Below are 2,247 nucleotides of genomic sequence, written 5' to 3' on the forward strand. Positions count from 1 at the left end.
GCGCTCGAGCCGAGCCAGCGCCATGTGCTGCGCTCGACCGTCGACCCGACGGCGCAGCTCAGCCAGTACACGAGCCCGCTGACGACGTATCGGGCGGCGTTCTCGTCCGACGGGAGCGACCCGTACAACTCGGCCGTGCTCAGCTACTCGGGCGACGCGAAGCAGCTCGGCCGGCTGCGCATCGCGACGATGAGCTTCTACAACGGCCAGCAGTACACCGTGCTGCCGAACGACTCCGATCGCAGCAGCGCGTTCGAGCACCTGCCGCAGCTGACAAGCTCGCACCACTCGGCGGGCCTCTCCGAGCTCGACGTCACGATCGGCCCGGCCTTCCGCGACGCACTGGGCTCCGGTGTGTGGCTGCCCACGGTGTCGGGACTCAAGGCGATCGGGTTCGAGGGAAGCGACGTGAACGCGCTGACCGACGGCTTCTACTACAACACCTCGCTGCAGGCCGGTGCCGAGCTGGGCGCCCTGTCCTCTGGCGACCGCTACACCCTGCTCGCGCAGCCGCAGGCGGCGTTCGCGAACCCTGCCGCGCTCACCCCGCCGCAGGGCGCCGTGCCGGTGACCGACAACGTGCCGGACAGCCTCACGCAGTGGGTGCAGGCTCAGGGGCTCGGCAGCGACGGGCAGGCGCTCTCCGAGCTGATCGAGCGACTGCGCGCCCGCGGGTATCTGAGCCACTCGCTCGTCAACCCCGGCAAGGGCACCGCGGCGGCGCCCACCTGGCTCGAGTCCGTGAGCGCGCCCGGCCCGAAGTTCAAGCAGAGCCTTGCGGGCGAGTCGATGGACCGCATCGGCGACCTGTTCAGCGACCTGCTGCGCCAGCAACAGGAGAAGGGCGACAGCGCCCCCGCCGCCGAGCTGGTCGCCGGCGTCGGCGACGACGAGCAGTTCGCGGTGGCATCCGCTCTCATCGCCCAATCGCTCGGGTTCCCCGCGCGCGTCGTGCTCGGCTTCACGATCGCCGGGGGCGGGGCGGATGCCGATGCGATCCCCGCCTGCGACGGGGGAGTGTGCCGCGGCAAGAACCTCACCGCCTGGGTCGAGGTGCAGGGCGCCGACGGGCAGTGGGTGCCGTTCGACACCACGCCGCAGAGCAAGCTGCCGCTCGCCGACCACACCGTGACGTCGAGCGTGCCCAAGGTGCCGACCCAGGTGCAGCAGCACGCGGCGACGGTGCAGCCGCCGCCCGAGGCGAACCCGAGCGGCGGCAACCACCAGAACAACGAGCACACGCCGAAGTCGCCGCTCGGCCCCGGCGTGTGGCTGCCCGTTCTGCGCATCGGCGGCACGATCGCACTCGTGCTGCTGGTGCTGGTCGCGCCGCTGATCGCGCTCGTGATCGTCAAGGCCGCGCGGCGCCGCGAGCGCCGAGCCGCCGAGTCCGCAGCGGCCAGCATCGCCTCCGGCTGGGACGAGCTCGTCGACACCGCGGTCGATCTCGGGCTGCCGTCGCCCGGGGTGCGCACGCGCGTCGAAGCCGCGGCGGTCTACGCCGCCGCGTCCCGCGCCGCCGATTCCGCGACCCTGCGTACACTGGCACACGGTGCCGACGAGGCCGTCTTCGGCGCATTCGATCCGACCCCCGATGAGGCGGAGCGGTTCTGGGCGCAGCTCGACGAGCAGCGCGACAAGCTCGCCGCCGCCTTTCCGCGGTGGCGCCGGCTGCTCGCCCTGGTCTCGTTGCGGTCCTTCCGCACCGGTGGAGGAGAAAGATGACCCCGTCCTACACGGACGCCGTTTCCACGCCGCTCGGCGGCGGCGCCGGACTCGCGGTGCTGCTCGCACCGCTCGTCGTCGCGCTCGCCATCTGGCTCATCGTGGTGCCGCTCGGCCTGCGCGGCATCTTCGAGGCACTCAGCGTCGACCGCTCGCGCGCCTGGATCCCCTTCGTCAACATCGCCACCGTCTACCGCCTGGGCGGCATGAGCGAGTTCTGGCTGATCGCCCTCGTGATCCCGATCGTCAACGTCGTCGGCGCGATCATGCTGTTCATCGCGACGCACCGCATCAACCGCAAGCTGGGTCGCAGCGGCTGGTACACGGTGCTCGCCGTGGTCGCCTGGTGGGTGTGGACCCTCGCCCTCGGCCTGCAGCGCCGCATCGATCTGCGCGCCTCCTCCGAACCGCTCGTCTGGTCGGCGCAGCGGCCGCCGCAGGCACCGCTCACGATTCCCACGGGCGACGACTCGCAGCAGCCTCTCGACGAGACGCCGATCAGCGCCGCCGGCTTCATCGCAC

2 protein-coding genes are annotated in these 2,247 nt (G+C 71.7%); both read left to right on the top strand.

Annotated features, from left to right (window positions below):
• On the top strand, positions 1-1,725 hold a 1,725-nt coding region (locus tag ACM2XV_RS14500; protein WP_487027444.1), incomplete at its 5' end, for a transglutaminase-like domain-containing protein.
• Positions 1,722-2,247, top strand: a 526-nt coding sequence (locus ACM2XV_RS14505; RefSeq protein ID WP_487027445.1) for a DUF5684 domain-containing protein, incomplete at its 3' end; no start/stop codon positions are given. The genes ACM2XV_RS14500 and ACM2XV_RS14505, both read left to right, overlap by 4 nt.

It is taken from the genome of Gryllotalpicola sp. CP2-P1 (assembly GCF_057512245.1).